This window comes from Streptomyces sp. NBC_00631 (assembly GCF_045206895.1).
GTDB lineage: Bacteria > Actinomycetota > Actinomycetes > Streptomycetales > Streptomycetaceae > Streptomyces.
Window position 1 is genome coordinate 1,970,452 of sequence record NZ_CP107734.1, and the last position, 21,680, is coordinate 1,992,131.

21 protein-coding genes, 1 tRNA gene and 2 pseudogenes are annotated in these 21,680 nt (G+C 71.8%); 11 read left to right on the forward strand and 13 right to left on the reverse strand.

Features of this window, described 5'->3' with window-relative positions; translation table 11 throughout:
- The first annotated feature begins 158 nt into the window (after positions 1 to 158).
- The 3 genes from OHB00_RS09065 to OHB00_RS09075 all read left to right on the forward strand — a co-directional run bounded on the left by OHB00_RS09065 (position 159) and on the right by OHB00_RS09075 (position 2,127).
- Positions 159 to 1,109: a cytochrome c oxidase assembly protein gene (locus OHB00_RS09065; RefSeq protein ID WP_406433053.1), complete on the forward strand. Its 951-nt coding sequence runs from the start codon at positions 159 to 161 to the stop codon at positions 1,107 to 1,109.
- A 155-nt stretch (positions 1,110 to 1,264) separates the two neighbouring features.
- The gene (locus tag OHB00_RS09070; protein ID WP_406433055.1) at positions 1,265 to 1,741 is read left to right on the forward strand and encodes a DUF6777 domain-containing protein; all 477 of its coding nucleotides are present in this window, start codon (positions 1,265 to 1,267) and stop codon (positions 1,739 to 1,741) included.
- Between the two features lie 206 nt (positions 1,742 to 1,947).
- The gene (locus tag OHB00_RS09075; protein WP_406433057.1) at positions 1,948 to 2,127 is read left to right on the forward strand and encodes a hypothetical protein; all 180 of its coding nucleotides are present in this window, start codon (positions 1,948 to 1,950) and stop codon (positions 2,125 to 2,127) included.
- A gap of 137 nt (positions 2,128 to 2,264) precedes the next feature.
- On the opposite strand, the gene OHB00_RS09080 is transcribed toward OHB00_RS09075, so the two are convergent.
- From OHB00_RS09080 to OHB00_RS09095, 4 genes are read right to left on the reverse strand one after another with little or no spacing between them, the layout of a single operon-like run.
- Entirely contained in the window at positions 2,265 to 3,446 is a 1,182-nt protein-coding gene (locus OHB00_RS09080) for a sensor histidine kinase (RefSeq protein ID WP_406433059.1), read from the reverse strand.
- Positions 3,443 to 5,155: a cation acetate symporter gene (locus OHB00_RS09085; protein WP_406433061.1), complete on the reverse strand. Its 1,713-nt coding sequence runs from the start codon at positions 5,153 to 5,155 to the stop codon at positions 3,443 to 3,445. The genes OHB00_RS09080 and OHB00_RS09085 overlap by 4 nt, the downstream gene beginning before the upstream one ends.
- 22 nt (positions 5,156 to 5,177) lie before the next feature.
- Positions 5,178 to 5,537: a hypothetical protein gene (locus OHB00_RS09090; protein ID WP_406433063.1), complete on the reverse strand. Its 360-nt coding sequence runs from the start codon at positions 5,535 to 5,537 to the stop codon at positions 5,178 to 5,180.
- Between the two features lie 2 nt (positions 5,538 to 5,539).
- Positions 5,540 to 6,289: a LytR/AlgR family response regulator transcription factor gene (locus OHB00_RS09095; RefSeq protein WP_406433065.1), complete on the reverse strand. Its 750-nt coding sequence runs from the start codon at positions 6,287 to 6,289 to the stop codon at positions 5,540 to 5,542.
- Positions 6,290 to 6,400: 111 nt separating this feature from the next.
- On the opposite strand from OHB00_RS09095, the gene OHB00_RS09100 reads away from it, so the two are divergent.
- The 3 genes from OHB00_RS09100 (at position 6,401) to rocD (ending at position 9,081) form a co-directional block, all read left to right on the forward strand.
- Complete coding sequence (locus tag OHB00_RS09100; protein WP_181802789.1) at positions 6,401 to 6,886, forward strand: Lrp/AsnC family transcriptional regulator; 486 nt, start codon at positions 6,401 to 6,403, stop codon at positions 6,884 to 6,886.
- Between the two features lie 145 nt (positions 6,887 to 7,031).
- Positions 7,032 to 7,841, forward strand: a complete 810-nt coding sequence (ddaH, locus tag OHB00_RS09105; protein ID WP_406433067.1) for a dimethylargininase — start codon at positions 7,032 to 7,034, stop codon at positions 7,839 to 7,841.
- Positions 7,842 to 7,860: 19 nt separating this feature from the next.
- Positions 7,861 to 9,081 (forward strand): ornithine--oxo-acid transaminase, encoded by a 1,221-nt coding sequence (rocD, locus tag OHB00_RS09110; protein WP_406433069.1) that lies wholly within the window; start codon positions 7,861 to 7,863, stop codon positions 9,079 to 9,081.
- 42 nt (positions 9,082 to 9,123) lie between these two features.
- On the opposite strand, the gene OHB00_RS09115 is transcribed toward rocD, so the two are convergent.
- Together OHB00_RS09115 and OHB00_RS09120 are read right to left on the reverse strand one after the other, a co-directional pair.
- Positions 9,124 to 9,741 carry a DUF305 domain-containing protein gene (locus OHB00_RS09115; protein ID WP_406433071.1) on the reverse strand — a complete coding sequence of 206 codons (618 nt, stop codon included), beginning with the start codon at positions 9,739 to 9,741 and terminating at the stop codon, positions 9,124 to 9,126.
- 83 nt (positions 9,742 to 9,824) lie between these two features.
- Positions 9,825 to 10,232 carry a DUF6153 family protein gene (locus OHB00_RS09120; RefSeq protein WP_406433073.1) on the reverse strand — a complete coding sequence of 136 codons (408 nt, stop codon included), beginning with the start codon at positions 10,230 to 10,232 and terminating at the stop codon, positions 9,825 to 9,827.
- Positions 10,233 to 10,477: 245 nt separating this feature from the next.
- Here OHB00_RS09120 and OHB00_RS09125 point away from each other — a divergent pair, with 245 nt between their 5' ends.
- Positions 10,478 to 10,678: a hypothetical protein gene (locus OHB00_RS09125; protein WP_406433075.1), complete on the forward strand. Its 201-nt coding sequence runs from the start codon at positions 10,478 to 10,480 to the stop codon at positions 10,676 to 10,678.
- Between the two features lie 19 nt (positions 10,679 to 10,697).
- Here OHB00_RS09125 and OHB00_RS09130 read toward each other — a convergent pair whose 3' ends face one another.
- The 3 genes from OHB00_RS09130 to OHB00_RS09140 all read right to left on the reverse strand — a co-directional run bounded on the left by OHB00_RS09130 (position 10,698) and on the right by OHB00_RS09140 (position 13,427).
- Positions 10,698 to 11,063, reverse strand: a complete 366-nt coding sequence (locus OHB00_RS09130) for a cytochrome C oxidase subunit I (RefSeq protein WP_406433077.1) — start codon at positions 11,061 to 11,063, stop codon at positions 10,698 to 10,700.
- Complete coding sequence (ctaD, locus tag OHB00_RS09135) at positions 11,060 to 12,754, reverse strand: cytochrome c oxidase subunit I (protein ID WP_406433079.1); 1,695 nt, start codon at positions 12,752 to 12,754, stop codon at positions 11,060 to 11,062. The genes OHB00_RS09130 and ctaD overlap by 4 nt, the downstream gene beginning before the upstream one ends.
- A 202-nt stretch (positions 12,755 to 12,956) precedes the next feature.
- A complete protein-coding gene (locus OHB00_RS09140) occupies positions 12,957 to 13,427 on the reverse strand; it encodes an SPW repeat protein (protein WP_406433081.1) in 471 nt (156 codons plus the stop codon).
- Between the two features lie 223 nt (positions 13,428 to 13,650).
- Here OHB00_RS09140 and selA point away from each other — a divergent pair, with 223 nt between their 5' ends.
- Together selA and OHB00_RS09150 are read left to right on the forward strand one after the other, a co-directional pair.
- Positions 13,651 to 15,045: an L-seryl-tRNA(Sec) selenium transferase gene (selA, locus tag OHB00_RS09145; protein ID WP_406433083.1), complete on the forward strand. Its 1,395-nt coding sequence runs from the start codon at positions 13,651 to 13,653 to the stop codon at positions 15,043 to 15,045.
- Between the two features lie 11 nt (positions 15,046 to 15,056).
- Positions 15,057 to 15,533 (forward strand): annotated as a pseudogene (locus tag OHB00_RS09150) (GTP-binding protein); the annotation flags it as partial.
- 86 nt (positions 15,534 to 15,619) lie between these two features.
- On the opposite strand, the gene OHB00_RS09155 reads toward OHB00_RS09150, so the two are convergent.
- Complete coding sequence (locus tag OHB00_RS09155) at positions 15,620 to 16,138, reverse strand: hypothetical protein (RefSeq protein ID WP_406433085.1); 519 nt, start codon at positions 16,136 to 16,138, stop codon at positions 15,620 to 15,622.
- Between the two features lie 70 nt (positions 16,139 to 16,208).
- On the opposite strand from OHB00_RS09155, the pseudogene OHB00_RS09160 reads away from it, so the two are divergent.
- Positions 16,209 to 16,799: pseudogene (locus OHB00_RS09160) on the forward strand (SelB C-terminal domain-containing protein); the annotation flags it as partial.
- Between the two features lie 35 nt (positions 16,800 to 16,834).
- Here OHB00_RS09160 and OHB00_RS09165 read toward each other — a convergent pair.
- Positions 16,835 to 16,927: transfer RNA gene (locus OHB00_RS09165), tRNA-Sec, on the reverse strand.
- 34 nt (positions 16,928 to 16,961) lie between these two features.
- On the opposite strand from OHB00_RS09165, the gene selD reads away from it, so the two are divergent.
- Positions 16,962 to 17,981, forward strand: coding sequence for a selenide, water dikinase SelD (gene selD / locus OHB00_RS09170; RefSeq protein ID WP_406433087.1), 1,020 nt, complete (start codon positions 16,962 to 16,964; stop codon positions 17,979 to 17,981).
- On the opposite strand, the gene fdh is transcribed toward selD, so the two are convergent.
- Positions 17,982 to 21,242 (reverse strand): formate dehydrogenase, encoded by a 3,261-nt coding sequence (gene fdh, locus OHB00_RS09175; protein WP_406433089.1) that lies wholly within the window; start codon positions 21,240 to 21,242, stop codon positions 17,982 to 17,984. It lies immediately after the preceding gene.
- 3 nt (positions 21,243 to 21,245) lie between these two features.
- Complete coding sequence (locus tag OHB00_RS09180; RefSeq protein WP_406433091.1) at positions 21,246 to 21,398, reverse strand: hypothetical protein; 153 nt, start codon at positions 21,396 to 21,398, stop codon at positions 21,246 to 21,248.
- Positions 21,399 to 21,680: the final 282 nt, after the last annotated feature.

Here is a 21,680-nt window from a genome sequence, read left to right on the forward strand (position 1 = left end):
TTGTGGCTGGTCGCGCCCACGCGGCGGAGCCGCAGCTTGACACAGCCCCGCGCCCCTGACGGGGCGCTCCAGTGCCCCGGTCGCAAAAGCGTCGGGGGGCGGTTCTACTCTGGGGTCGGCAGTAAACGCACAACCCCCCACGAATCAGGAGCCGCCGGATGGATCACAGCGGGCACGGCATGACCATGGATCTGCCGCCGTTCACGCTGGGGCGCGGACTGGAGTGGTCGGCGGATCCCTTCTTTCTCGTCGCCTGTGTCACGGGGCTGGCGCTGTACGGGTGGGCTGTGGTGCGGCTGCGGCGGCGCGGGGACGCCTGGTCCGTGGGTCGGACCGTGTCGTTCGTCGTCGGGGTGCTGACCGTCATGCTCGTGATGTGCACCCGGCTGAACGACTACGGGATGGTCATGTTCAGCGTGCACATGGTGCAGCACATGATCATCAGCATGCTGTCGCCCATCCTGATCCTGCTGGGTGCCCCGGTGACCCTGGCGCTGCGCGCGCTGCCCGTCGCCGGGAAGGGGCGGAAGGGGCCGCGTGAGCTGCTGCTGGCCCTGCTGCACAGCCGGTACATGCGGATCATCACCCATCCCGCCTTCACCATCCCGCTGTTCATCGCGAGCCTGTACGCGCTCTACTTCACCCCGCTGTTCGACTTCCTGATGGGCTCGAAGGCCGGGCACATCGCGATGATGGTGCACTTCCTCGCCGTCGGTGTCGTCTTCTTCTGGCCGATCATCGGCGTCGACCCGGGGCCGCGCCGGCCGGGGTATCTCATGCGCATGCTGGAGCTGTTCGCGGGCATGCCGTTCCACGCTTTCTTCGGCATCGCGTTGATGATGGCGTCGGAGCCGATGGTCGAGACGTTCAAGAATCCGCCCGCGTCGCTCGGTATCGACGCGCTCTCCGACCAGAACGCGGCCGGCGGAATCGCCTGGGCCTTCAGCGAGGTCCCGTCCGTCCTGGTGCTGATCGCCCTGCTGTTCCAGTGGTACAGCTCCGAACAGCGCCAGGCCCGGCGCCAGGACCGGGCCGCCGACCGGGACGGCGACAAGGAGCTTGAGGCGTACAACGCCTATTTGGCCTCACTGAACGCACGCAACGGCTGAATGGCTTTTCGTTAAGTAGCATAAAATGCGACAGGCCAAAACCGCCGGCGGAGCGGTGATGACAGTTCGCGCTTTTCCGCACAGGCGTGGGTGCCCGTGGTTCTGGTTCCGCTCCTGGTCCTCAGCGGACGCGGGCGGGCTTTCACCCCGGTCCCGTGGTCGAAGCGGTCGCGGTCGGCGTCTCCACACACCGTGCGCGGGCATATGACCACGACTACAAGGACGGCACCGCGACACCTTTCATTTTCCTGCTCCAGGCCGGAATCGCCGTTCTCGCCGACAGGCAGGGCCCGCCCACCGTGAAATGCTCGTGCGGAAATCCCCTGCTGCCGTTCAAGGGCGACGCGGGGCATATCAAGGTCGATTTCAGCCACGGCAGCAACAAGTGGCCGGGCTACGCCGGCGACGAGCTGACGGCCGTGCGGCCCGCCGCCCGGCCACTGGAGCCACCGCACATGGTGACCGTGCACGACGTGCTGCAGCACGACGGGCCGTCTTCACGGGCGTGGGCACCATGCAGAAGCGGGACTGTCTGCGGGTGCCGTCGGCCTCGCGGACCGCCGTGCTCGTCCCGTGCTCGGGGCCGCACGACCAGGAGGTGCTCGGGTTCACTCGGCTGGGAGCCGGCCTGACGCCGGCGCAGGCGGCGAAGGAGCAGGACGAGGCCTGCGCTGGGGCGGGCCACCGCAGCAGCACGGATTCGATCCCGCCGTCCACAAGGCGGGCTCCTTGGTCGGTGACCTGATGTGGAAGACCGGGGCTCATTTCGTCGTGTGCACCGTCAGGAAGGCGAACGGGGGCACCATGGAGGGAGTCGGACCATGAGGAGGGTGTCGCGATGCCCGGTTCTGCGAACGGCTCGAACGGTGCCACCAAGACGATGGGGGTGCTCACCGTCGGCGGACTGGTGGTGGTCACGGCCTACACGGTGGCGCTCGGCAGCAACGGCTGGCTCTGGTTCGGATGGGTGGTGCTGGGCCTGCTGACACTGGCGATGGTGGTGACCCAGAGCAACTGACCCAGCGCCCTCGCGTACGGCGCCGCCAAAGGGGCGCGGGGCTGTATTGAACGTGCGGCTGCCGCCGCGTGGGCGCGACCAGCCCCCACCCCGCCGCGGCCGAACGACTGCACCTGGCGGCCCTTCCAGCGGAGCGCCTAGTGCACACCGGCCTGGTACTTCGGCAACCTCGCTGTGATCTTCATGCCCGCCCCGGGAGCGGTCTCGATGACGAGCCCGTGGTCGTCGCCGTAGACCTGGCGGAGCCGGTCGTCGACGTTGGACAGGCCGATGCCACCGGACGGGCTGGTCTCGCCGGCGAGGATGCGGCGCAGCAGGACCGGGTCCATGCCGGCGCCGTCGTCCTCGATGACGACCAGGGCCTCGGCGCCCGCGTCCTGCGCGGTGATCTGGATGTGGCAGGTGCCGGTCTTGCCCTCAAGGCCGTGTTTGACGGCGTTCTCGACCAGGGGCTGGAGGCAGAGGAAGGGCAGGGTGACCGGAAGCACCTCGGGGGCGATCTGCAGGGTGACCGTGAGGCGGTCGCCGAAGCGGGCCCGCACCAGTGCCAAGTAGTGGTCGATGGCGTGGAGTTCGTCGGCGAGGGTGGTGAAGTCGCCGTGCCGGCGGAACGAGTAGCGGGTGAAGTCGGCGAACTCCAGCAGCAGTTCGCGGGCGCGCTCGGGGTCGGTGCGGACGAACGAGGCGATCACCGCGAGCGAGTTGAAGATGAAGTGCGGGGAGATCTGGGCGCGCAGGGCGCGGATCTCGGCCTCGATGAGACGGGTCCGGGAGCGGTCCAGGTCGGCCAGTTCCAGCTGGACGCTCACCCAGCGGGCGACCTCGCCGGCGGCCCGGACCAGGACGGCGGACTCGCGCGGGGCGCAGGCGACCAGGGTGCCGTGGACGCGGTCGTCGACGGTGAGCGGGGTGATCACGGCCCAGCGGACCGGGCAGTCGGGGGTCTCGCAGTGCAGCGGGAAGGCCTCGCCGCGGCCGGACTCCAGCGGCCCGGCGAGCCGTTCCAGGATCTCGGTGCGGTGGTGGTCGCCCACGCCGTCCCAGACCAGCAGGTTCTCGTGGTCGCTGAGGCAGAGGGCGTCGGTGCCGAGCAGGGTGCGCAGCCGGCGGGCCGAACGGCGGGCGGTCTCCTCGGTGAGGCCCGCGCGCAGCGGGGGTGCGGCGAGGGAGGCGGTGTGCAGGGTCTCGAAGGTGGCGTGCTCGACGGGGGTGCCGAGGCCGCCGAGGTTCTCGGGGCGTGCGGTGCGGCGGCCGAGCCAGAACCCGGCGGCGAGGAGCGGGAGTACGGCCACGCAGAGGCCTGCCAGGAACCCGGTCACGCCTTGGCCTCCGCGCGCAGTTCCTCCGGCAGGTGGAAGCGGGCCAGGATCGCGGCCGTGCCGGGCGGTACCCGGCCCGGGGTCGCCAGGGAGACCAGGACCATGGTGAGGAAGCCCAGCGGGACCGACCAGAGCGCGGGCCAGGCGAGGAGGGCGTGCAGGTTGCCGGTGCCGGGGAGGTCGGCCATCGTCGCGGCCACCGCGCAGAACGCGGAGCCGCCCCCGGTCAGCATCCCGGCGGCGGCACCGGGCGGGGTCAGCCGCCGCCACCAGATGCCGAGGACCAGCAGCGGGCAGAAGGAGGAGGCGGACACGGCGAAGGCGAGTCCGACGGCGTCGGCGACCGGCAGACCGCCCACCAGCGCGCTCCCGGCGAGCGGCACGGCCATGGCGAGGACGGTCCCCAGTCTGAAGTGCCGTACGCCGCGCGCCGGGAGGACGTCCTGGGTGAGGACGCCGGCGACCGCCATGGTGAGGCCGGAGGCGGTGGAGAGGAACGCGGCGAAGGCGCCGCCCGCCACCAGGGCGCCGAGCAGGTCGCCGCCGAGACCGCCGACGACCCGGCCGGGCAGCAGCAGGACGGCGGCGTCCGTCTCGCCGGTGAGGGTGAGTTCGGGGGTGTAGAGGCGGGCGAGGGCGCCGTAGACGGGCGGCAGCAGGTAGAAGAGGCCGATCAGGGCCAGGACGGCGACGGTGGTGCGGCGGGCGGCGACGCCGTGCGGGCTGGTGTAGAAGCGGACGACGACGTGCGGCAGGCCCATGGTGCCGAGGAAGGTGGCGAGGATCAGTCCGTACGTGGCGTACAGCGGTCGTTGCTCGCGGCTCTCGGCGAGCGAGGTGGACATGCCGCCGTTGGTGCCCCGGTCGGTGGCGGGGACGCGGGTGCCTTTGGCGAAGGTCAGGCGGGTGCCCGCCGTGATGCGGTGGGTGCCCTCGGGGAGGGTGACCCGGGTGTCCTGGAGCGGGTGTCCGTCCACCGTGCCGGTGGCGGTGACCGTGAGGGGGCGGTCGAGACTGAGGGAGAGGGTGTCCTGGACGTCCACGACGCGCCGGTCGCGGAAGGCGGCCGGTTCGTCGAAGGCGTGGGTGGGGGCGCCGGCGCTCTGCCAGGCGAGGACGAGGAAGAGGGCGGGGACGAGCAGGGCCGTCAGCTTGAGCCAGTACTGGAAGGCCTGGACGAAGGTGATGCTGCGCATGCCGCCGGCGGCCACGGTGGCCACGACGACGACGGCGACGATGAGTCCGCCCAGTGCGTCCGGGGCGCCGGTGAGGACCGTCAACGTCAGTCCGGCGCCCTGGAGTTGGGGCAGCAGGTAGAGCCAGCCGACGCCCACGACGAACGCTCCGGCCAGCCGCCGTACCGTCTGCGAGGCGAGCCGTGCCTCGGCGAAGTCGGGGAGGGTGTAGGCGCCGGAGCGGCGCAGCGGGGCGGCGACGAAGAGGAGCAGGACCAGGTAGCCGGCGGTGTAGCCGACCGGGTACCAGAGCATGTCGGGGCCCTGGACGAGGACCAGGCCGGCGATGCCCAGGAAGGACGCGGCGGAGAGGTACTCGCCGCTGATCGCGGCGGCGTTGAGGCGGGGGCCGACGGTGCGTGAGGCGACGTAGAAGTCGGAGGTGGTCCGGGAGATGCGCAGGCCGAAGGCGCCGACGAGGACGGTCGCGACGACCACGAGGGCGACCGCCGGGACGGCGTAGCTGGAGTTCATCGGACCTCGTCGGGGCTGGAGTTCATCGGTCCTCGACGAGGCGGACGAAGTCCTCCTCGTTGCGTTCGGCGCGGCGCACGTACCAGCGGGCGAGCAGGATCAGCGGGGCGTACAAGCAGAAGCCGAGCACCAGCCACTCCAGGCGGCGCGCCTCGGGGGCGGCGGCGAAGACCAGCGGGAGCGGTCCGACGAGCAGCACCAGGACGGCGAACACGACGAGGGCGACGCGCAGTTGGCTGCGCATCAGTGAGCGGACGTAGGTGTGGCCGAGGGTGGTCTGCTCGTCGATCTCGGTGCGCGGCCGGTAGTAGCCCAAGGTGCGGCGGCTGCGGCGGGGCGGGCCGGTGACGGTGACCCGGCGCTCGGCGGGGTCGGCGGGCATCGTCACGCCCTCCTCATCAGCAGGTCCCGCAGTTCGCGGGTGTGGCGGCGGCTGACCTGGAGCTCTTCGGCGCCGACCAGGACGCTCACCGTGCCCGCGTCCAGGCGGAGTTCGCCGATGTGACGGAGGGCGACGAGGTGGCGGCGGTGGATGCGGACGAAGCCGCGGGAGCGCCAGCGGTCCTCCAGGGTGGACAGCGGGATGCGGACCAGATGGCTGCCGCGGTCGGTGTGCAGGCGGGCGTAGTCGCCCTGGGCCTCGACGTGCGTGATGTCGTCCACCGCCACGAACCGTGTCACGCCGCCGAGTTCGACGGGTATGTGGTCGGGGTCGGGTTCGTGCACGGGTATCCGCGGTCCCGCGCCGCGCAGTTCGGCGGCCCGGCGCACCGCCTCCGCCAGACGTTCCTTGCGTACCGGCTTCAGGACGTAGTCGACCGCCTTGAGGTCGAAGGCCCTCACCGCGAAGTCCTCGTGGGCGGTGACGAAGACGACCAGCGGGGGGCGGGCGAAGCCGGTGAGCAGCCGGGCCAGGTCCAGTCCGTCCAGGCCGGGCATCTGGACGTCGAGGAAGACGACGTCGATGGCCTCGGGGCCCTGCGGTCCTGACTCCAGGGCGCGGGTGATGCGGCGCAGCGCCTCGGTGGCGTCCCCGGCGCCCTCGACGCTGCCGATGCGCGGATCGGCGTTGAGTAAGTAGAGGAGTTCCTCCAGCGAGGGACGTTCGTCGTCGACGGCGAGGGCGCGCAGCATGAACGGAGTGTAGGCGGCGGAACGCGGCGCTGGACATGTACCGGACGTGGACGTCCGCGCCGGATGAAGTGGTGTTCCCGAAGTGTCCGCGCCCGTGGTTACAGTGCGGACATGAACAGCGGCACCGCCCCCTTCGACGATCTCGACCGGAAGATCACCACCGCGTTGATGGCGAACGCGCGGACCAGTTTCGCCGAGATCGGAGCGGCCGTCGGGCTCTCCGCGACGGCCGTGAAGCGGCGGGTCGACCGGCTGCGCGAGACCGGTGTGATCACGGGGTTCACGGCCACCGTCAAGCCGTCGGCTCTCGGCTGGCGCACGGAGGCGTACGTCGAGGTGTACTGCGAGGGCGCGGCCCCGCCGCGGCGGCTCGCGGAGGTGGTCCGCAACCATCCGGAGATCACCGCGGCCATGACGGTGACCGGCGGCGCGGACGCCCTGCTGCATGTGCGGGCCCGGGACGTGGACCACTTCGAGGAGGTGCTGGAGCGGATCCGGGTCGAGCCGTTCATCCGGAAGACGATCAGCGTGATGGTGCTGTCGCATCTGCTCCCGGAGAGCCCCGAGGCCGGCGCCACGCACCCCGTACCCGAGTAAACGCATCGATGCTGCGTTTGTACGACCGGAGACGCAGCGTTCCTGCGTAAACGCGCAACATTCATTTCTTGTCGCCCGTATCCGACGCTTTCTACCTTGGTGTCAACCCTCAGTCGACACCGCGGGAAAGCGGAGGAACCCCTCTGTGACCGAGAACCGTGTGCCGCGCCTCAGGCGCTTTCTCGTCTGCGAACCCAGACACTTCGCCGTGCAGTACGCGATCAATCCCTGGATGAACCCCGACACCAGGGTCGACGTCGACCTGGCCCAGGAGCAGTGGACCGCGCTGATCAGCGCCTACCGCACCCATGGCCACAGCATCGACCGGCTGGAGCCGGTCCCCGGCCTGCCCGACATGGTGTTCGCCGCGAACTCGGCGGTCGTCGTCGGCGGCCGTGTCTTCGGCTCGCTCTTCCACTCGCCCGAGCGGCGGCCCGAGTCGACCCACTACGACCTCTGGTTCAAGACCGCGGGCTACGACGTGCACCGGCCGGGCTCGGTGGTCGAGGGCGAGGGCGACCTGGTGTGGACGGGCCGGTACCTGCTGGCCGGCACCGGGTTCCGTACCACCCGCGAGGCACACCGGGAGGCCCAGGAGTTCTTCGGCCACCCGGTGATCAGCCTGACCCTGGTGGACCCGTACTTCTACCACCTGGACACGGCGCTGTTCGTCCTGGACGAGGAGAACATCGTCTACTACCCCGAGGCCTTCTCCCCCGGCAGCCGGGACGTGCTGCGCCGGCTGTTCCCGGACGCGGTGCTCGCCACCCGTGACGACGCCATGGCATGGGGCCTGAACTCGGTCTCCGACGGCCGCCACGTCTTCATCGCGCCGCGGGCCGAGACACTCGCCGCCCGGCTCGCCGACCAGGGCTACGAGCCCGTCCCCGTCGACCTGTCGGAGTTCCACAAGGCCGGCGGCGGCATCAAGTGCTGCACCCAGGAAATCCGCTGAGGACCAGGAGATCCCCCTGATGACCGCACCCGCACGCGCACGCACCTCCGCCGAGCTGATCGAGGCGGAGGGCCCGGTCCTCGCGCACAACTACCACCCGCTGCCCGTCGTCGTCGCCCGCGCCGAGGGCGCCTGGGTGGAGGACGTCGAGGGCCGCCGTTACCTCGACATGCTGGCCGGCTACTCGGCCCTCAACTTCGGCCACCGCCACCCGGCGCTGATCGAGGCCGCACACCGCCAGCTGGACCGCCTCACCCTCACCTCGCGCGCCTTCCACAACGACAGGCTCGCCGAATTCGCCGAACGGCTCGCGGAGTTGACCGGCCTGGACATGGTGCTGCCGATGAACACCGGCGCCGAGGCGGTCGAGTCCGGCATCAAGGTGGCCCGGAAGTGGGCCTACGACGTGAAGGGCGTCCCCGCCGACCGGGCCACGATCGTCGTCGCCGCGGACAACTTCCACGGCCGTACGACCACGATCGTCAGCTTCTCCACCGACGAGACCGCCCGCGCGGGCTTCGGCCCGTTCACGCCGGGCTTCCGGATCGTGCCGTACAACGACCTGGCCGCGCTGGAGGATGCGGTCGACGAGACCACGGCGGCCGTGCTGATCGAGCCGATCCAGGGCGAGGCCGGGGTGCTCATCCCCGACGACGGCTATCTGACCGGGGTCCGCGAGCTGACCCGGCGCAAGGGCTGCCTGTTCGTCGCCGACGAGATCCAGTCCGGTCTCGGCCGCACCGGCCGCACCCTCGCCGTCGACCACGAGAACGTGGTGCCGGACGTGCTGCTGCTCGGCAAGGCGCTGGGCGGCGGGATCGTGCCGGTGTCGGCGGTCGTGGCCCACCGGGAGGTGCTGGGAGTACTGCACCCCGGCGAGCACGGCTCGACGTTCGGCGGCAACCCGCTCGCGGCGGCGGTCGGCACGGCGGTGGTCGAGCTGCTGGAGAGCGGTGACTTCCAGCGCCGCGCCGCCGAGCTGGGCGTGATCCTGCGGGACGGCCTGACGGAGCTGGTCGGCAGGGGCGTGGTCGGCTTCCGCTCGCGCGGACTGTGGGCGGGCGTCGACGTGGACCCGGCGATCGGCACCGGGCGGGAGATCGGCGAACGCCTGATGCGCGAGGGCGTCCTGGTCAAGGACACCCACGGCTCCACGATCCGGCTGGCCCCGCCGCTGACCGTCACGGCGGAGGAACTGCGCTCGGCGCTGGGGGCGTTGGAGAAGGTGCTGGCGGTCTGAGCGGACGGCGGCCGCGCCGGTGGGCGCGGCCGCCGCTGCTGCTCAGCCCTTGCCGAGGAGCTTGTTCATCTCCTTGATCTCGGCGTTCTGCCCGGTGACGATGGAGCCCGCCATGCTCGTGGCCGGGGCGTAGGCACCCTTGGCCTTCTCGGTGCCGGCCATCTGCACGGCGCCCTGATGGTGCTGGACCATCATGGTCAGGAACATCGTGTCGAAGTCCGTCCCCTTGGCCTGCTTGAGCATGGTCATGTCCTTGTCGGACATCATCCCGGCCATGCCGCTGTGGCCGCTGTGGTCCATGCCCGCCATGGGCACGTCCTCGCCCCAGGCCTTCAGCCAGCCGGTCATGGTCTTGATCTCCGGGTCCTGGGCCTTCTCGATCCGGGCGGCGAGGTCCTTCACCTGCGCGGAGGAGGCACGGCCGGTGGCCAGGGAGGCCATCTCCAGGGCCTGCTGGTGGTGCGGGATCATGCTCTGCGCGAAGGACACGTCCTGCGCGTTGTGCGCCCCGGCGGAGGCGGTGGCGGTGGCGCCGGCCGCCGCCGAGTGGGACGCGTGCGTGGTGCCGGCGCTGTCGTCGCCGCTGCCGCACGCGGTGAGGGCGAGGGCGGCGCTCGCGGTGAGCGCGACGAGGACGGCACGGGTACGCGTGGTGGTCATGCTGGGTCTCCTGCGATAGCTGTGAGCGGGCACGCGGGAGCACGACCGCTGCGCGGTACGCGCGCGGCCGGCTCGGGTGCCTCCTAGATCCGCAGGAGCTGGAGTTCGGCCAGATCGGGGGGTGCGCGGGCGGCGTCCGGTGCCGTGGCCGGGCGGGAGCCGACCGCGCAGGCGGCCGCGGTGACGGGCACCGGGTCCGGGACCAGCGCGGGCAGCGCCGGTCCCCCGCTCACCGCACCGGAGGCGCAGGTCGCGTCGGCGTGCTGCGCGTGGTGGCCGCCGCAGTGGCCGTCGTCGTCGGAGCAGCCGTCGTACGCGGTGACCATGACCGCCGCATGCGAGAGGGCCCGCTCGGGCCCGCCGTGGCGTGCCATCACGCCGCCGGGTGCCAGCGCGTGCATGCCGAGCAGACCGGCCAGCAGTCCCAGCACGAGCAGGGCACGCCGGCGCCGGCAGGGCGGTCGCGGGGCGGGCTGCTCGGTGGTGCGCATCGGGGTCATCCTATGGGTGGCCTGAGAGCGCGCGGGCACAGACACGAGAACGACGTCGGGTCCGAGGCCTGGGAGGTGCGGCGTCGACAGCACCGCCGAGTCACCCGTGGCCTTGTCCCGAGCACCGGGCACCGCGTTGCCGCCGGCACGCGGAGGGAATCGGCATCGCCCGCCTGTCACATGCTCGCGCCCGCGGGTCAACCGTGGCGGCGCTGCCCGCCGGTCGCGGTCGTCGCTGTGCGGGAGTGCTCGTCCGGGACGACATGTACGAACTGGCCCGGCGCCTCGGCCCGCGGACCGTGCCGGCCGTCCACTGCGGCGACCACACCGTGATGCGGTCACCCCTGGCCGCCTTCCTCGCGGAGGCCGACGCCCTGGGACTCGGCGACCGTCTGGTGCGCTGCCGGCACGGTGAGCACGCCGGATCGCCGCCGGCGATCGCGTGAGCCGGCGCCGGCCTTCGTGTCAGCGGACCAGGGACACGACCGCCAGGAGAACCACACCGGCGCAGGTGGCCAGCGTCCATCCCGCACAGCGCAGGCGCAGCGAGCGGTACCGCCGCTCGTACTCGCCGCGCAGTGACCGGCACCGCGCGGCGACCCGTTCGAGGTCCTGCCGCGCTCGGCGCAGGCTGTCCTCGACGTGGTGGCGTTCGACCTCCGCGCGCTGGGACGTGGTCAGCCAGTCCATACGTGCGGCGAACTCCCGCGCCCGCTGTTCGGCTTCGCTGATCCTCGCCTGCCACAGCAGGTAGCCCTCGGCCTTGTTGACGAGGTCACCGTCGGCTCCCGGCGAGTGTCCGCCCCGCACCCGGCGTCCGGCGTCGGTCATGTGTGGAGCCTTTGGGCCTCGGCCTCGGCCATCGCGATGTCCGGGTGGTGCAGGTCGAACGCCGGGGATTCGCTGCGGATCCGCGGCAGGGTGACGAAGTTGTGCCGCGGCGGCGGGCAGGAGGTCGCCCACTCCAGCGACCGGCCGAAGCCCCACGGGTCGTCGACGCCGACCGGTTTGCCGTAGCGGGCGGTCTTCCACACGTTGTAGAGGAACGGCAGCATCGACAGGCCGAGCAGGAACGAGGCGATCGACGAGATCGTGTTCAGCGCGGTGAAGCCGTCGGCCGCCAGGTAGTCGGCGTACCGGCGCGGCATGCCCTCCGCGCCGAGCCAGTGCTGCACCAGGAAGGTGCCGTGGAAGCCGACGAACAGCGTCCAGAAGGTGATCTTGCCGAGCCGCTCGTCGAGCATCTTGCCCGTCATCTTCGGCCACCAGAAGTGGAAGCCTGCGAACATCGCGAAGACGACCGTACCGAAGACCACGTAGTGGAAGTGCGCCACCACGAAGTACGAGTCGGAGACGTGGAAGTCCATCGGCGGCGACGCCAGGATGATGCCGGTGAGCCCGCCGAACAGGAACGTCACGAGGAAGCCGGTGGCCCAGAGCATCGGTGTCTCGAAGGACAGCGCGCCCTTCCACATGGTGCCGATCCAGTTGAAGAACTTCACCCCGGTCGGGACCGCGATCAGGAAGGTCATGAAGGAGAAGAAGGGAAGCAGGACGCCGCCGGTGACGTACATGTGGTGCGCCCACACCGTGACCGACAGACCGGCGATCGCGATCGTCGCGGCGACCAGGCCCATGTAGCCGAAGATCGGCTTGCGGGAGAAGACCGGGATGACCTCGGTGATGATGCCGAAGAACGGCAGCGCGATGATGTACACCTCCGGGTGTCCGAAGAACCAGAAGAGGTGCTGCCAGAGCAGCGCGCCACCATTGGCGGCATCGAACACATGGGCGCCGAACTTGCGGTCCGCCTCCAGCGCGAACAGCGCGGCCGCAAGGACGGGGAAGGCGAACAGCACCAGGGTGGCGGTCAGCAGCACGTTCCACACGAAGATCGGCATGCGGAACATCGTCATGCCGGGCGCGCGCATGCAGATGATCGTGGTGATGAAGTTGACCGCGCCGAGGATGGTGCCGAAGCCGGAGAAGGCCAGACCCATGATCCACATGTCGGCGCCGAGACCCGGTGAGCGGACGACGTCCGAGAGCGGTGTGTAGGCGAACCAGCCGAAGTCGGCCGCGCCCTGCGGGGTGAGGAAGCCGCCGACGGCGATGGTCGAGCCGAACAGGTAGAGCCAGTAGGCGAACATGTTCAGCCGCGGGAACGCGACGTCAGGTGCGCCGATCTGCAGCGGCATGATCCAGTTCGTGAAGCCGGCGAACAGCGGCGTCGCGAACATCAGCAGCATGACCGTGCCGTGCATCGTGAAGGCCTGGTTGTACTGCTCCTTGGAGAGGATCTGCAGACCTGGCCGGGCGAGCTCGGCGCGCATCAGCAGCGCCATGACGCCGCCGATCAGGAAGAACGCGAACGACGTGGTCAGATACAGCGTTCCGATGGTCTTGTGGTCGGTGGTGGTCAGCCACTTGACGACGACATTGCCCGGCTGCCGCCCACGGAGGGGCACTTCACTCTCGTAGTAGTCGGCAGCCGGGTGCTCCGGATCGTTGAGAACAGTCACAGGTGTGTTTCTCCAGACGCTCGCGGGTCATCCGCGCCCTGACGTGAGTCACCGGTCATCCTTGCGGCTCATGGCGGACGGGAAGGCCCCCGATCGGCCGCTGTACCGCCGATCGGGCGGCCGGTACCCACGGGTGGAGCAATCAGTCGCACACCCTCTCTTCGTCTGCGGCGACCCTTGCGCAGCGGCTGTCGTCGTCTGCCTACCGTGCCGCCATGCCTCGCCTGAGGGTCGAGGCCTCCGCCGCGCGGGCGGTCGCGCTGGCCGCCAGGGCCAGGACGAGCGCCACCACGCCGGTGATGACGTTGTTGACGATGGTCTTGGTCGTGCTCACGGCGCCGGCGACCACCCACGGCGAGATGATCGTCCACACACCCAGCAGACAGGCGCCCCATGCCATGCTGTGGGTCCGCTCGTAGGCCCGGCCGAAACCGCCGCTCATCGCCAGGGCGTAGGCGATGCCGACGATCAGGTTGGTGACGGCGAGGGTGGACAGGCCGTTGAAGCCGGTGATCCACGGGGATGCCGCCAGGTAGATGCCGGTGGCGAACGCCAGCGTTCCGACGGCCTGTCCCTGAGCGGTGCTCGTCGCACGCTCGGCCATCTCATGACGCAGGTGCATCTCCACGATGTCCGGATGCGTCTCCATGGACGGCCTGGGAGATGTGGTCATTTTTCTTTCACCTCGAAAGCGAGACTGTTCCCCGGGCTGTTCCGAGGACGTTCTCCGGGTACCCGAACAATCAGGACGAATCGGGTGATAAAGGTCACATCTGAACATGTACACGGGGCTCCCGGTTCACCCGTCCGAACAGGCGTGTCGGCCCTCCGGTTCGGGGCACCGGGAGACGATGGGCCTGCCCGCACCCGACGCGGGCGGGAGGGACAGGGGCCGCATGGATCCGAGAGGCACAGCGGGGCAGCCGGGCACGGACCGTGGCCCGCAGCCGGCGTCCGGCCCTGCCGGACCCGCCCCCGACGTACGGCGCCGGGTGCCGCGGACGGACGCCCTGCTGCGTGATCCACGGCTGGCCGAAGCGGCCGGTCGGCTCGGCGCACCCGTCGTCAAGGCGGCCGTCCGGCAGGCGCAGGAGGGAGCGCGGACCGGCCGGATCCCACCGCAGGCGGTGGCCGACGAAGCGGTGGCCCTGCTGCCGGACACCTCCTGCGGACTGCGCGCCGTGATCAACGCCACCGGGGTCCTGCTCCACACCAACCTGGGCCGGGCGCCGCTGTCGGCGGCGGCCCGGCGCGCGGTGGCCGAGGCCGCCGGACCGACCGACGTGGAGCTGGATCTGGTCACCGGGGTGCGGGCCCGTCGCGGGCGTACCGCGCTGCGGGCGCTGCACGACCGGGTGCCCGACGCCGGGGGCGTGCACGTCGTCAACAACGGTGCCGCCGCACTGGTGCTGGCGGCCACCGCGCTGGCCGCGGGCCGCGAGATCGTGATCAGCCGCGGCGAGATGGTGGAGATCGGCGACGGCTTCCGCCTGCCGGACCTGCTGGCCGCCACGGGGGCCCGGCTGCGCGAGGTCGGTACCACCAACCGCACCACGGCCGAGGACTACGCGGCCGCGATCGGGCCGGAGACGGGTTTCGTGCTGAAGGTGCACCCCTCCAACTTCCGTATCACCGGCTTCACCCGTGCCGCGGACGTGGGTGACCTCGCCGGTCTGGGCGTTCCGGTCGTCGTCGACATCGGCTCCGGTCTGCCCGCCCCCCATCCGCTGCTGCCCGAGGAACCGGACGCCACCACCCAGCTGCGCGCCGGTGCCTCCCTGGTGACGGCCAGCGGCGACAAGCTGCTCGGCGGACCGCAGTGCGGACTGCTGCTCGGCGAGGCCGGCCTGGTCCGCACCCTCGCCCGGCACCCCCTCGCCCGTGCCCTGCGCGTCGACAAGCTGACCCTGGCCGCCCTGGAGGCGACGCTCACCGGACCGCCCACCCCGACCGCCGAGGCGCTGACCGCCGATCCCGCCGCGCTCCGCGTCCGCGCCGACCGGCTCGCCGCCGCGCTCGGCGCTTTCCCGGCCGCCTCCCCGAGCGAAGGCGGTATCGACGTGCGGGCCGTCGAGAGCGTGGCGACGGTCGGCGGAGGCGGCGCGCCCGGGGTGACGCTGCCCAGCGCGGCCCTGTCCCTGCCGGAGCCGTTCGCGGCCGCCCTGCGGACCGGGCTGATCCCGGTCGTCGGACGGCTGGCAGGCGGGCGCTGTCTGCTCGACCTGCGGACGGTTCCCCCGGAGGACGACGCGCGCCTGGCCGAAGCGGTGCGCGCGGCGGCCGGCGGATAGGGGCGAGCGTCATGCGGGTGCTGGCCACGGCGGGACATGTCGACCACGGCAAGTCCGCCCTGGTGCGGGCGCTGACCGGGATGGAACCGGACCGGTTCGAGGAGGAGCGGCGCCGGGGGCTCACCCTTGACCTGGGGTTCGTGTGGACCCGGCTCGACGCCGGAGCGGAGCCGCTGGCGTTCGTGGACGTGCCCGGCCACGAGAGGTTCGTGCCGACCATGCTCGCCGGGGTGGGTCCCGTCCCGGCGGTGCTGTTCGTGGTGGCCGCCGACCAGGGCTGGCAGCCCCAGTCCGAGGAGCACCTGGCGATCCTGGACGCCCTCGGCGTACGGCACGCCGTGCTCGCGGTGACCCGCAGCGACCTGGCGGACCCGGCACCGGTACTGGCCGACGCGGCGGAACGCCTGGCCGCCACCTCGCTCGGACCGGTCCCCGCCGTCGCGGTCAGCTCGGCGACCGGCGCGGGGCTCGACGAACTCCGCGCCGCGCTGCGGAAGTTGGCGGCCGCTCTGCCCGTGCCGCCCCAGGACGCGGACGTACGGCTGTGGCTGGACCGGGCGTTCACGGTGCGCGGTCACGGCACGGTGGTCACCGGCACGCTCGGGGCCGGGACCCTGCGGGTCGGGGACCGGCTGGTGACGGGTGACGGCACCGCCTCCCTCCGGATCCGCGGGCTGCAGTCCCTGCACGAGGACCGCTCCGCCGTCGCCGCAGTGGCGCGGGTGGCCGTCAACGTGCACGGCAGCGGGGCGGCGGAGCTGCGGCGCGGTGCGGTGCTGCTGACGCCGGAGCGCTGGCTGCGCACCGGCGTCGTGGACGTCCGGGTCGTCGGGGAGCCGGTCGCCGACCTGCCCCGGAGTGTCACCCTGCACATCGGCACCGCCGCCGTCCCGGTGACCGTCCGGCCGCTCGGCGAGGACACCGCCCGGCTCGCCCTGGGCCGGGCGCTGCCGTTGCGCGTCGGCGACCGCGCGGTGCTGCGCGAACCGGGCGGCCGACGGGTGCCCTGTGCCGCGACCGTGCTGGACGTCCGCCCGCCGCGACTGTCCCGGCGGGGTGCGGGACGGGCCCGGGCGGCCGAGCTCGCGGGCATGACCGGCGCTCCGGACGGGGCGGCCGAGCTGCGCCGGCGCGGACTGGTCCGAGGCTCGGACCTGCTCGCGATGGGTGTCCCGGCACCCGGCCCGCCCGTCGCCGGGGACTGGCTCGCCGACCCGGCCCACTGGGCCCGGCTGGGCGGGCGGCTGGTCGACGTGGTGGCACGGCACGCCGAGGAGCACGCCCTGGACCCCGGGCTGCCGACCGAGGCCGCCCGGCATCTGCTGGGCCTGCCCGACCGCTCACTGGTCGACGCGCTCGCCGCCACCGTTCCCCGGCTCACCCTTCGCCAAGGCCGGCTGTACGGTGCCGGCGGTCTCCGTCCGGCACTCCCGCCCGCCGTCCGGGCTGCCGTCGACGCCGTCCGCGAGGACCTCGCCGGAACCCCCTTCCGTGCTCCGGACGCCGACCGGCTCGCCGAGCTGGGTCTCACCCGGAAGGCGGTGGCCGCCGCGGAGGCGGCCGGGGCGCTGCTGCGGATCGCCGACGGGCTCGTGCTGCTGCCCGGCGCGGACGCCCGAGCCGCCGCCGTACTCGAACGGCTGCCGCAGCCGTTCACGCTGAGCGAGGCCCGGCAGGCCCTGGACACCACCCGCCGGGTGGCCGTACCGCTGCTGGAGTGGCTGGACTCACGGGGGTACACGGAGCGCGTGGACGACCAGCGCCGGCGCTGCCGTCCGCGGGCGGGGGACGGAGGCGGACGGGAATCGAACCCGCCTGCCCGAGATCCTCGGGCACCTCGGTTTTGAAGACCGGGAGGGCCACCAGGCACCCACACGCCTCCACCGACCGTCACGCTAGTTCCCCAGGAGACCGGTATGACACCAGCGACCCACCAGGCGTCCGTACGGCTCACACAGTTCGCCCACGGCGGCGGCTGCGCCTGCAAGATCCCGCCCGGTGAGCTGGAGGAGGTCGTCAGCGGGCTGGCCGCGCCTCCCCTCACCGGTGGCGACAGCCCGCTGCTCGTCGGCCTCGCCACCGGCGACGACGCGGCCGTGGTCGCCCTGCCCGGGCAGCAGGGGACGGCCGTGGTGTGCACCGCCGACTTCTTCACGCCTGTCGTCGACGACCCCTACGACTGGGGACGCATCGCCGCCGCCAACGCGCTGTCGGACGTGTACGCGATGGGCGGCCGGCCCCTGCTCGCCGTCAACCTCCTCGGCTGGCCCCGGGACCGGCTGCCGTTCGAGCTCGCCCGTGAGGTGCTGCGGGGCGGGCTGGACGTGGCCACCGAGGCCGGCTGCCATGTCGGCGGCGGGCACAGCGTCGACGATCCCGAGCCCAAGTACGGGATGGCGGTCACCGGTGTCGCCGACCCCGCGCGGCTGCTGCGCAACGACACCGGGCGGCCCGGTCTGCCGCTGTCGCTGACCAAGCCGCTCGGCGTGGGCGTGCTGAACAACCGGCACAAGGCGACCGGCGAGCGGTTCGAGCAGGCGATCGCCACGATGACGGCCCTGAACCGGGACGCCTCCGCCGCCGCCCTGGCCGCCGGGGCGAGCTGCGCCACCGATGTCACCGGCTTCGGGCTGCTCGGCCATCTGCACAAGCTGGCCCGCGCCTCCGGCGTGACCGCCGTGATCGACACCGCTGCCGTGCCCTACCTGTCCGGCGCCCGGGAGGCGGTCCGGGACGGGTATGTCAGCGGCGGCACCCGGCGCAACCTGGACTGGGTGGCGCCGTACACCGACTTCGGGGCCTCGGACGCCGACACACGGCTGCTGCTGGCCGACGCCCAGACCTCCGGTGGGCTGCTGGTGGCCGGAGAGGTGCCGGGGGCGCCGGTGATCGGGGAGCTGGTGCCACTCGGTGACCACTCGCTCGTCCTCAGGTGATCACAGCTCCGTACCGGTGTGCTCGTCGATGCCCGCCCGCGCCCGGTAGGCGCGCACCAGCTCCACCGAGGCCGGGCCGCGCGGGCGGCGGCCGGGGCGGATGTCGACGGCGAAGGCCTTGGTCTCCTGGATGTGGGTGTTGGGGTCCAGGGACAGGTGCACCAGTTCGTTGGCGGCGTCGCCGGTGCTGTAGCCGTTCGGGCCCCAGTGGTAGGGCAGGCCGACCTGGTGGAGACGGCGGCCCTGCACGGTCAGCGGGGCCATCCGGTCGGTGACCAGCACCCGGGCCTCGACCACGCCGCGGGCGCTGACGATCGTCGCCCAGCCGGTGTGCTCCAGCCCGCGCTCGGCGGCGAGTTCGGGTGACACCTCGCAGAAGAACTCGGGTTGCAGTTCGGCGAGGTAGGGCAGCCAGCGGGACATGCCGCCCGCGGTGTGGTGCTCGGTGAGCCGGTAGGTGGTGGCCACGTACGGGAACACCTCGGAGCCGGGCTCGGTGCCACTGGGCTGGTAGCGGTTCTCGGGCTTCGAGGGCATCAACTGCCGTACCGGGTTGCGCTGCCGGCCGTAGAGCAGGTTCGGGAACGGCGAGTCCTGCGGCTCGTAGTGGGTGGGCAGCGGCCCGTCGGTGAGGCCCGAGGGCACGTACAGCCAGGCCTTGCCGTCTGCCTGCATGATGAACGGGTCGGTGCCCGAGAGGGCCTCGGCCGCCGTCGCGCCGGGCGGCGGACGGTGCTGCGGCGACTTGTCCTCGGTGAAGTCGGGGACGTCGTGGCCGACCCACTTGGCCTGTTCCTCGTCCCACCACACCAGGGCCTTGCGTTCGCTCCACGGCTTGCCGTCCGGGTCGGCGGAGGCGCGGTTGTAGAGGATGCGCCGGTTGGCCGGCCAGGCCCAGGCCCATTCGTTCGCGACCCAGTTCTGTTCCTGGCCGGGTTTGCGGCGGGCGGCCTGGTTGACGCCGTCGGCGTAGACCCCGCAGTAGATCCAGCAGCCGCAGGTGGTGGAGCCGTCGGCGTGGAGCTGCTCGTAGGAGGCGAGCGGGTTGCCCTGGGCGTCGTAGCCGTTGATCTCGGCGAGGACGGCCTCCGCCTCGGGTTCGGCGTGTTCGCCCTTGGTGGGGTAGTCCCAGGCCAGGTCCAGCACCGGCTGGTCCATGGGGTCGGTGGAGCCGGCCAGCTTCTCGCGGATGATGCGGCCGAGGTGGAAGGCGAACCACAGGTCGCTGCGGCACTCCCCCGGCGGTTCGACGGCCTGGTGGTGCCACTGGAGCAGGCGCTGGGTGTTGGTGAAGCTGCCGTCCTTCTCGGTGTGCGCGGCGGCCGGCAGGAAGAACACCTCGGTGCGGATGTCCTCCGTGCGCAGTTCACCCGTCTCGATCTCGGGGCCGTCCTGCCACCAGGTGGCCGACTCGATCAGGGAGAAGTCGCGGACCACGAGCCAGTCCAGGTTGGCCATGCCGAGGCGCATCAGCTTGGAGTTGGCGTTGCCGACGGCGGGGTTCTCACCGACCAGGAAGTAGCCCTTGCAGACGCCTTCCAGCTGGGCCATGGTCGTCTCGTAGGTGGAGTGGGAGCCGGTCAGGCGTGGCAGGTAGTCGAAGCAGAAGTCGTTCTCCGGGGTGGCCGCGTCGCCCCAGTACGCCTTGAGCAGGCTGACCAGGTAGGAGCGCATGTTGCCCCAGTAGCCCTTGCGGGCGGCCTCCGCCTCGACGAAGGCGTCCAGGTCCTGGTTCTGGTGGGCGTGCGGCATGGGGATGTAGCCGGGCAGCAGGTTGAACAGGGTGGGGATGTCGGTGGAGCCCTGGATGGAGGCGTGGCCGCGCAGCGCGAGGATGCCGCCGCCGGGCCGGCCGATGTTGCCGAGGAGGCTCTGCAGGATGGCGGCCGCGCGGATGTACTGCACGCCGACCGTGTGCTGGGTCCAGCCGACCGCGTAGGCGAACGCCGTCGTGCGGTCGCGCCCGGAGTTCTCGGTGACCAGTTCGCACACCTGGCGGAAGACGTCCTGCGGGACCCCGCAGATCTGCTCGACCGTCTGCGGTGTGTAGCGGGCGAAGTGCCGTTTGAGGACCTGCAGGACGCAGCGCGGGTGGGTGAGTGTCTCGTCCCGCTCGGGCTCGCCCTCGCCGATGTCGGCACCGCCGGAGCCGTGCGCCTCGCCGCGCGCGGCCTCGCTCACCGAGCTGCCGCCGCCGGTGCGCTCCTCGTACTCCTGGTCCCGCTCGCCGGAGGCCGCCTGCACCTCCATGCCCTCGTACTGCCAGCTGCTGTTGTCGTAGGAGCGGCTGTCCGGGTCGAGACCGGAGAAGACGCCGTCCAGATCCTCGGTGTCACGGAAGTCCTCGCCGAGGATCACGGGCGCGTTGGTGTACGCGACGACGTAGTCCCGGAAGTACTTCTCGTTCTCCAGGACGTGGTTGATGATCCCGCCGAGGAAGGCGATGTCCGTGCCCGCGCGGAGCGGGACATGGATGTCGGCCAGCGCGCTGGTGCGGGTGAACCGCGGGTCGACATGGATCACCTTGGCGCCACGGGCCTTCGCCTCCATGACCCACTGGAACCCGACCGGGTGGCACTCGGCCATGTTCGAGCCCTGGATGACGATGCAGTCCGAGTGCTGCAGGTCCTGCTGGAAGGTGGTCGCGCCGCCGCGTCCGAACGAGGTTCCCAGACTGGGAACGGTGGAGGAGTGTCAAACACGCGCCTGGTTCTCGATCTGGATCGCGCCGAGCGCCGTGTACAACTTCTTGAGCAGGTAGTTCTCCTCGTTGTCGAGGGTCGCCCCGCCCAGGCTCGCGATGCCGAGGGTGCGCCGGGTGCGGGTCTGGTCGACCTCCCACTCCCAGCCGGCCCGGCGGGACGCGATGACCCGGTCGGCGATCATGTCCATCGCCGTGTCGAGGTCCAGGTGCTCCCAGGTGGTGGCGTGCGGACGCCGGTGGAGGACCTGGTGCTCGCGGGAGTCGCCGGTGGTCAGCTGGAGGCTGGCCGAGCCCTTGGGGCAGAGGCGGCCGCGGGAGACCGGGGAGTCGGGGTCGCCCTCGATCTGGGTGACCTTGCCGTTCTCCACGTAGACGTTCTGGCCGCAGCCGACCGCGCAGTAGGGGCAGACCGACTTCACCACGCGCTCCGCGCTCGCGACGCGCGAGGTCAGCCGGGCGCTGTGCCCGCTCTTCGCGGCGGCGCCGCGGCCCAGCGGGTCGGTGCCGGTGAGCTGGCGGTAGACCGGCCAGGAGTCGATCCAGGTGCGTATGCCCATGGTTCAGTCCTCCCGTTCCGTTCCCCGGCGGTCGGCGGGGCGTCCGCCGACCGCGTCCCGGGCCTCCTCGGGCAGGCCGGGACGGCGCTGTGCGGCTGGGTTGAGGATGTCGCCCCCGTCGGTGGTCAGGCGCAGCGCCTGACTCCGGGTGGGCATCGGCGCCGTCTCCCTTCCGCGTACGGGTCTCTCGCTGGCCCGGAGTACCCGCGCCGCGTCGGCCGAAACCGGCTCGGCAGGTGGGGCGGGGCTGTCGGGGACTCCGATGGCGGTCCCGTCCACCGCGACGGCACGGATCGACGCCGCTGGTGTGTCCGCTCGCGGACTGTACGGAAATCCGCCTGGAAACCCGCACGGGCCGCCTCCGCCCACGCCCTGTGCACGGCCGGGGTGCTCGCCGGCGGGGCCGGCTGGTCTCCGTACACCCCAGGGACGCCGACG

Excerpts from the sequence above, each read along its gene's own strand:
- OHB00_RS09065 (WP_406433053.1), top strand. The coding sequence starts at position 159 with ATGGATCACAGCGGGCACGGCATGACCATGGATCTGCCGCCGTTCACG.
- OHB00_RS09075 (WP_406433057.1), top strand. The coding sequence starts at position 1,948 with ATGCCCGGTTCTGCGAACGGCTCGAACGGTGCCACCAAGACGATGGGG.
- OHB00_RS09085 (WP_406433061.1), bottom strand. The coding sequence starts at position 5,155 with ATGAACTCCAGCTACGCCGTCCCGGCGGTCGCCCTCGTGGTCGTCGCG.
- OHB00_RS09090 (WP_406433063.1), bottom strand. The coding sequence starts at position 5,537 with ATGCCCGCCGACCCCGCCGAGCGCCGGGTCACCGTCACCGGCCCGCCC.
- OHB00_RS09095 (WP_406433065.1), bottom strand. The coding sequence starts at position 6,289 with ATGCTGCGCGCCCTCGCCGTCGACGACGAACGTCCCTCGCTGGAGGAA.
- OHB00_RS09100 (WP_181802789.1), top strand. The coding sequence starts at position 6,401 with ATGAACAGCGGCACCGCCCCCTTCGACGATCTCGACCGGAAGATCACC.
- rocD (WP_406433069.1), top strand. The coding sequence starts at position 7,861 with ATGACCGCACCCGCACGCGCACGCACCTCCGCCGAGCTGATCGAGGCG.
- OHB00_RS09115 (WP_406433071.1), bottom strand. The coding sequence starts at position 9,741 with ATGACCACCACGCGTACCCGTGCCGTCCTCGTCGCGCTCACCGCGAGC.
- OHB00_RS09120 (WP_406433073.1), bottom strand. The coding sequence starts at position 10,232 with ATGCGCACCACCGAGCAGCCCGCCCCGCGACCGCCCTGCCGGCGCCGG.
- OHB00_RS09130 (WP_406433077.1), bottom strand. The coding sequence starts at position 11,063 with ATGACCGACGCCGGACGCCGGGTGCGGGGCGGACACTCGCCGGGAGCC.
- OHB00_RS09140 (WP_406433081.1), bottom strand. The coding sequence starts at position 13,427 with ATGACCACATCTCCCAGGCCGTCCATGGAGACGCATCCGGACATCGTG.
- selA (WP_406433083.1), top strand. The coding sequence starts at position 13,651 with ATGGATCCGAGAGGCACAGCGGGGCAGCCGGGCACGGACCGTGGCCCG.
- OHB00_RS09155 (WP_406433085.1), bottom strand. The coding sequence starts at position 16,138 with ATGCCCGCGAGCTCGGCCGCCCGGGCCCGTCCCGCACCCCGCCGGGAC.
- selD (WP_406433087.1), top strand. The coding sequence starts at position 16,962 with ATGACACCAGCGACCCACCAGGCGTCCGTACGGCTCACACAGTTCGCC.
- OHB00_RS09180 (WP_406433091.1), bottom strand. The coding sequence starts at position 21,398 with ATGCCCACCCGGAGTCAGGCGCTGCGCCTGACCACCGACGGGGGCGAC.